Below are 5,436 nucleotides of genomic sequence, written 5' to 3'. Positions count from 1 at the left end.
CGATGACATCCCCCGCCGCTTCCCGCCCTCCTCTTCCTCCCTTCACGCACGCCAGCGCGGTGCAGAAGGTCCGCCTGGCCGAAGACGGCTGGAACAGCCGCGACCCCGACAAGGTGGCGCTGGCCTACAGCCTGGACACGCGCTGGCGCAACCGCGCCGAATTCGTCCGCAATCGCGATGAGGCGCGCGCCTTCCTGGCGCGCAAATGGGCCAGGGAGCTTGAGTACCGGCTGATCAAGGAACTATGGGCCTTTGGCGGCAACCGCATCGCGGTGCGCTATGCCTACGAGTGGCGCGACGACTCCGGCAACTGGTTCCGCTCATATGGCAACGAGAACTGGGAATTCGGCGAAGACGGCCTGATGATCCAGCGGCACGCCAGCATCAACGACCTGCCGATCCAGGAAGCCGATCGCAAGTTCCGCTGGCCGCTGGGCCGCCGGCCGGACGACCACCCGGGCCTGTCCGAACTGGGCCTGTAGGCGGCGCCCGCGGCGCGGCGTCAGGGCATCGGCACGCGCTTGATGCCTTCGCCGTCGTCGCCGGCCAGCACCGGCAATGGCAGGCGCACTTCGCGCCCGCCATGCTCGACCACCAACCCCTGCGCATCGATGCCCACCAGGCGCGCCGACCGGGTCAACCGGTCGCCGATGGCGTAGGCCTGCGCCGGCCCGCCATTGACCGACAGCACGGCCGCGCCACGGCCTGCGCCGGCCAGCGCGCCGGCCACCCGCACATCCAGCCGCGCCGGGCCGGGTGCCATCCAGACCGCGACCTCGGCGGCGCCGTCTTCCGTCAGCGCGACGGCCGGCGCCGCGACGACGGGCGCGGACGTGACGGGTTGGCTCAGGCGCCAGCCCCACCAGCCCAGCCCGGCGACCAGGGCGGCCGCGCCCGCCAGGCTGGCCACGTGGGAAGGGGCGACACGCAAGTTCAAGGCCATGGCGGCAAGCTCCTGGTTGGAGGACCCGTGAATCCGGGCAGTCGCGCGGCAGGCCGCCGCGCCGGCGTGTTGAAGGCATCGAACGCATCGAACGCATCGAACATATCGACCCGATCGATGCTACGCGGCCTGTGCGTCAGTTGCGCGACGGCGCTTCAATGCAGCAACAGCACGCGCCGGTAGCGCAGCGGCGTCTGGCCGAGCACGCCGCGCGAGATCACCAGTTCCAGCGCCTGCGCGGGCTGCTCGCCCTGCGCCGGCAACGCCACCCAGCCGCGTCCCGGGGCCCAGGCCCGCACGCTGAAATCCAGCAACTGGTCCAGCACGACGGTGGCCGCATCGGCCGCTGGCGCGGGCAGCGGCGTCAGGGCGGTCGGCGTGCCCGCCGCGCGGATCAGGTTGCCGCCGCGGCGTTCCCACACCACCCGCTGGCGCGCGTCCGGCCGGCCGGGCGCGCCGCGGATGATGTCGATGCGTGGCGCCGGCGTCTTCATCCCGCTCACGCGGATCGCCTCGGGCAGCAACTGCGGCAGCACGGGCTGCGGCTCGGCCTCCTGCGCATCCGATGCCGCCTGCGCCTCGGGCGCGGCCGGCGCCGCGGACTCGGCCAGGTCCGGGCTGCGGGCGCCGATGTCGCGTTCGAACTGGTCGAAGGCGCGCTGCAGCGCCAGCGCCTCCTCGGTGTGCTGGTCGAGCCTGCGGCTGGTCAGCGCGACGCTGTCGATGGCGCGCCAGGAGATCAGGCTGATGACGGCCATGATCATGATGGCGATGACGACTTCGATCAGGGTGAAGCCGGCCTGGCGCTGCCCGGTCATGGCGGGCGGTTCTCCACGATTCCCGACAGCGTCGCCAGGCGCGGCGTCGGGCGCTGGTCCAGGTAGACCTCGACCGTGACCCTCCGCGCGCCCTGGCGGGCGTCGGCATAGCGGCTGTCGCACACCAGGTTCAGCGCGCCCTGCGGGCAGGCCGCCTTGTCGCGGCTGGCGGTCAGGGCCGGCGGCGCCAGTTGCAGTTCCACCAGGCGGTTCTGCGCCGACAGCAGCGCCAGCGCGCGCTCGCGCAGCACGCCATTGTTGGTCGTCAGCATGCCGGTGGTGCGCATGACGGCGGCCAACGCCACGCTGACGATGGCCAGCGCGATCAGGATTTCCAGCAGCGTGAAACCCGCGGCCCGCGCCAGCGGGCGCGGCGGACGGGACGGCGGCGCGCGACGGATCATGCGAGGCTCCGGCTGCATGGCGGACGGCTCATTGGACCAGGAAGCGGCCGTTGGCATCGCGGCGCACTTCGACCTGCCCCGCCGCGCTGGACAGCGTCAGGCGCCACGGCTGCCCGAACCACTCCGGGGTCAGCAGCACCGGCACGGCGGGCGCCACCCGCACCGGTCCCGCCTGCCATTGCCGCGGCCGCAGCGCCGGATCGCGCGGGAAATCGTCGATGCGCGTCGGGTCCAGCACCGGCACCGGCCCGTCCAGCATCCAGGCGCCGCGCACGAAACGGTAGCCGTCGGCGTCGGCCTGCCAGGCGATCGCGCGGCCATCGATGCGCACCTCGCTTTGCGCCGCCGCCAGCCGTTCGACCAGCCGCTGGGCGTCATCGCGCAATTGGCGCGCCGGGTCGGAGCGGATGCTCAGGCCAAGCGCGGCGGTGGCCACGCCCACGATCACCAGCACCACCATCAACTCGATCAGCGTGAAGCCGCGCTGCGTCCGCCGCGAGCGTGCCGGGCGCGCCGGCGCGGCGCTCGAAGGCCGGGCGACGGCGCGACCGTTCATGCCTGCAACCGGGCCGCCTGGCTTTCGACATGCTGGCGGGCATCGCGCAGATGGCGCCTGACAATGCGGCCGGACACCCCGTAGCGCGCCGCTGCCTCGCTTTGCAGCATGCCCTCGATGCGCACGCCGATGTAGATCTCGCGCTGTTGCCGCGGCAAGGCCTCGATCAGGCGCATCAGTCCGCGCATCGACGAGCGCGCCTGCGCGATGCGCAGCGGGCCGGGCGCCGCGTCCTCGACGTCTTCGAGCACGACGTCGGTGGCGCTGAACGGCCGTTCGGCGCGCAGCCGGTCGATGGCGATGTTGCACGCCATGCGGAACACGTAGGCGCCCGGATTGGCGATGGCGGGCGCTGGCGGCGCCGCGCCGTCGGCCAACCGCAGCCAGGCGTCGTGCAGGCTGTCGGCGGCCAGGTCGGCGCATCCCAGGTGGCCGCGCAGCGCCTGCATCAGCCGCGCATAGTTGGCCGCGACGAATTCGCCCAGGCAGGCCGGCCGCGGACGCGCCGCCAGGGCGCCGCCGGCGCAGTATTCGTCGCGGCGCCGCTGCGCCTGGGGCGCCGGTTCAAGGCATAAGGACATGGCGGTTCTCCGTGGCGGCCCTGCCCCCGGGCGCAAGCGGGCGCCGTCCGGTGCCGGCCGGACGCTGGGCGGCCCGCTTGCGCATTGCCCAGTTGGCGGGCGCCAGCAGGCCATCGTCGAGCGCCTGGCGCAGCAGCGCGGCGACGCCGGCATGCGCGGCGATCGCCTCCAGTTCCTGATCGAAGCTGGGCGCGCATTCGCAGCCATTGCCTTCGGACAGGCCGGCGAACCAGCGGAACAGCAGGTTGTAGGCGATCTGTTCATGGAAATACGGTTTGCTGCCGGCCGGATACAGCAATTGCAGGATATGCGTGCGGCACAGGATGGCGGCGTCCAACGTCAGCCCGCACTCGGCGCTGGCCGCGCGCAGCAGGTCGGCATGCGCCCGCAGCGTGTCGTCGACGTGCTCGCGCAAGGCCACCAGCGGATGGCGCGGCGGCACATAGCGGGTCAGCTGGATCTGGCCGATCCAGGTTTCGTGCGACACCACCCAGACCCACGGGGATCCGTAGCGGGACACCGATACGGGTTGCTGCCTGGCGCAATCGAGCACCTTGGACAACTTGCGATCCAGTTCGAGCATGCCTACGTTGACGGTCGCCGACACAACGCTCTCCCAGGGCCGGATGGGCCCATGTCCGGTTGGCCGCGCTGCGTGTGGCGCGGCCTGTACCCCTAAGACGACACGGCGCGGCGGAACCCGCCAGGTTTTTTAATCAGGACGGATGGCGCGTTCACGCCAGGCACGCAGCAGCGCCCGGTTCAGGGCGATGCCGGTGGCCTGCTCGATGGGGGCGACCGGCGCGCCGGCCAGCGCCCGCCCCAGGATGTCGACAATATCGGCGCTGGCCAGCGCCCGTTCGAGCGCGTGGCCGAAATCCTGCGGGCTCCAGATCTCCTGGTCCAGCGACAGCCCGACGAACCAGCGGAACAGCAGGTTGCACGAGACCTGCTCGTGCAAGCCCGCCTCGGTGTCGATGCCATAGAGCAGCTGGATCACCAGCGCCCGCAACAGCGGCGGCGCCTCGATGCGCAGCATGGCGCGGATCGCGGCCGCGTGCAGCCGCGGCTGGCTCGCCGCGAGCGCGCGATCGACGTGGTCGCGCAACGCGGCCAGCGGATGGCCGGCCGGATTGAACTCGACCCGGCGCGTATTGCGCGACCAGACCTCGTGCGACACGATCCACACCCACGGCGAGCCGTAACGGTGCACCGACACGGGATGCTCCCATGCCGAATCCACCACCGCCGACAGATTCTCCTTCAGTTCCCGGATACCGATATTCGGTTTACGCGACACGACTGCTCCCCATCGCGCGGACGCGGCATGCGCCCTCGATGGCGGATATGCGCGGCCTGCCTTCTTAGGACGACATGGGCGGGCCAAACCCGCCACCGCGCGCGCCAGGCCGGGCAAAGGCGTCGTCGCGGCGCCTCAGGCCAGCACCACCACGTTGCCCGGCAGGTGCGTGGCGCTCAGGCCGAACGCCTTCTCGATCTGCACCAGCACCTTGTCGGTGTCGCGGATCTCGAAGCGGCCGCTCAGCGCGCTGGCGCCACGGGCGCCGTCCAGCAGCACCACGCGGCCGCGGCGGTAGCGGTTGATCTCGGCCACCACCTCGGCCAGCGGCGTGTTCCGGAACACCAGCGAGCCCTGGCGCCAGGCCGAGGTCTCGGCCGGATCGATCTGCTGCACCGCGCCCAGGCCCCGCCGGTCATAGAACAGCCGTTGGTTCGGTCCCAGCACCGTGGCGCCATTGCCCAGGGCTACGCGCACCGAGCCGGACAGGCAGGTGACGCAGACCGTGCCGTCCAGGTTGCGCAACTCGAAGCGCGCGCCGCGGGCCTCGGCGCTGCCGCGCCCGGCCACGACGGTCAACGCGGCGGACGAGGACTGGCCGTCGAAGGCGGCTTCGCCGGCGATCAGCTCGACCCGCAAGGCGCCCGGCTGCTCCGAGCGCAAGGCAATGCTGGTCTGGGTGTTCATGTCCACCTGCACCCGTTCGCCCAAGCCGAACTGGCGCCGGTCGCCGGTGTCGGTGCGATAGTCGGCCAGCCATTCGTCCCACGCCGGCCACAGCCGCAAGGGCGGCGCCACCACCGCCGCCACGGCCGCGGCGGCGGTGCCCGCCAG

The 5,436-nt window shown here is 72.1% G+C and carries 9 protein-coding genes; 1 reads left to right on the top strand and 8 read right to left on the bottom strand.

All coding sequences use genetic code 11. The features are described from left to right. Nucleotides 1-2: 2 nt before the first annotated feature. Nucleotides 3-482 carry a DUF1348 family protein gene (locus tag DK459_RS28295; RefSeq protein WP_006384449.1) on the top strand — a complete coding sequence of 160 codons (480 nt, stop codon included), beginning with the start codon at nucleotides 3-5 and terminating at the stop codon, nucleotides 480-482. A 20-nt stretch (nucleotides 483-502) separates the two neighbouring features. Here DK459_RS28295 and DK459_RS28290 read toward each other — a convergent pair whose 3' ends face one another. The 8 genes from DK459_RS28290 to DK459_RS28255 form a co-directional block, all read right to left on the bottom strand. Next, the gene (locus tag DK459_RS28290) at nucleotides 503-943 is read right to left on the bottom strand and encodes a type II secretion system protein N (protein WP_026384980.1); all 441 of its coding nucleotides are present in this window, start codon (nucleotides 941-943) and stop codon (nucleotides 503-505) included. Between the two features lie 155 nt (nucleotides 944-1,098). Next, nucleotides 1,099-1,761, bottom strand: a complete 663-nt coding sequence (locus DK459_RS28285) for a type II secretion system protein J (RefSeq protein WP_020927635.1) — start codon at nucleotides 1,759-1,761, stop codon at nucleotides 1,099-1,101. Continuing rightward, complete coding sequence (gene gspI, locus DK459_RS28280) at nucleotides 1,758-2,165, bottom strand: type II secretion system minor pseudopilin GspI (protein ID WP_006384581.1); 408 nt, start codon at nucleotides 2,163-2,165, stop codon at nucleotides 1,758-1,760. The genes DK459_RS28285 and gspI overlap by 4 nt, the downstream gene beginning before the upstream one ends. A gap of 28 nt (nucleotides 2,166-2,193) precedes the next feature. Next, nucleotides 2,194-2,721, bottom strand: coding sequence for a type II secretion system minor pseudopilin GspH (gspH, locus tag DK459_RS28275; protein ID WP_020927634.1), 528 nt, complete (start codon nucleotides 2,719-2,721; stop codon nucleotides 2,194-2,196). Then, nucleotides 2,718-3,302, bottom strand: a complete 585-nt coding sequence (locus DK459_RS28270; protein ID WP_020927633.1) for an RNA polymerase sigma factor — start codon at nucleotides 3,300-3,302, stop codon at nucleotides 2,718-2,720. Before DK459_RS28270 ends, gspH begins: the two co-directional genes overlap by 4 nt. Next, nucleotides 3,286-3,909, bottom strand: a complete 624-nt coding sequence (locus DK459_RS30665) for a transposase (protein WP_020927632.1) — start codon at nucleotides 3,907-3,909, stop codon at nucleotides 3,286-3,288. The genes DK459_RS28270 and DK459_RS30665 overlap by 17 nt, the downstream gene beginning before the upstream one ends. A 105-nt stretch (nucleotides 3,910-4,014) precedes the next feature. After that, nucleotides 4,015-4,602 carry a transposase gene (locus DK459_RS28260; protein WP_024068830.1) on the bottom strand — a complete coding sequence of 196 codons (588 nt, stop codon included), beginning with the start codon at nucleotides 4,600-4,602 and terminating at the stop codon, nucleotides 4,015-4,017. 135 nt (nucleotides 4,603-4,737) lie between these two features. Beyond that, nucleotides 4,738-5,436 (bottom strand): FecR family protein (locus DK459_RS28255; protein WP_199234313.1); only part of this gene is annotated, 699 nt, incomplete at its 5' end.

This window comes from Achromobacter sp. RW408, from assembly GCF_003184165.1.
GTDB lineage: Bacteria > Pseudomonadota > Gammaproteobacteria > Burkholderiales > Burkholderiaceae_B > Achromobacter > Achromobacter xylosoxidans.
The sequence above is the reverse complement of the archived record's forward strand: the minus strand, read 5'-3'. Positions and strand labels throughout refer to the sequence as shown.

Bases quoted from the DNA above. Each gene is read 5' to 3' on its own strand.
- DK459_RS28295 (WP_006384449.1), top strand. From the start codon at position 3: ATGACATCCCCCGCCGCTTCCCGCCCTCCTCTTCCTCCCTTCACGCAC.
- DK459_RS28290 (WP_026384980.1), bottom strand. From the start codon at position 943: ATGGCCTTGAACTTGCGTGTCGCCCCTTCCCACGTGGCCAGCCTGGCG.
- DK459_RS28285 (WP_020927635.1), bottom strand. From the start codon at position 1,761: ATGACCGGGCAGCGCCAGGCCGGCTTCACCCTGATCGAAGTCGTCATC.
- gspI (WP_006384581.1), bottom strand. From the start codon at position 2,165: ATGATCCGTCGCGCGCCGCCGTCCCGTCCGCCGCGCCCGCTGGCGCGG.
- gspH (WP_020927634.1), bottom strand. From the start codon at position 2,721: ATGAACGGTCGCGCCGTCGCCCGGCCTTCGAGCGCCGCGCCGGCGCGC.
- DK459_RS28270 (WP_020927633.1), bottom strand. From the start codon at position 3,302: ATGTCCTTATGCCTTGAACCGGCGCCCCAGGCGCAGCGGCGCCGCGAC.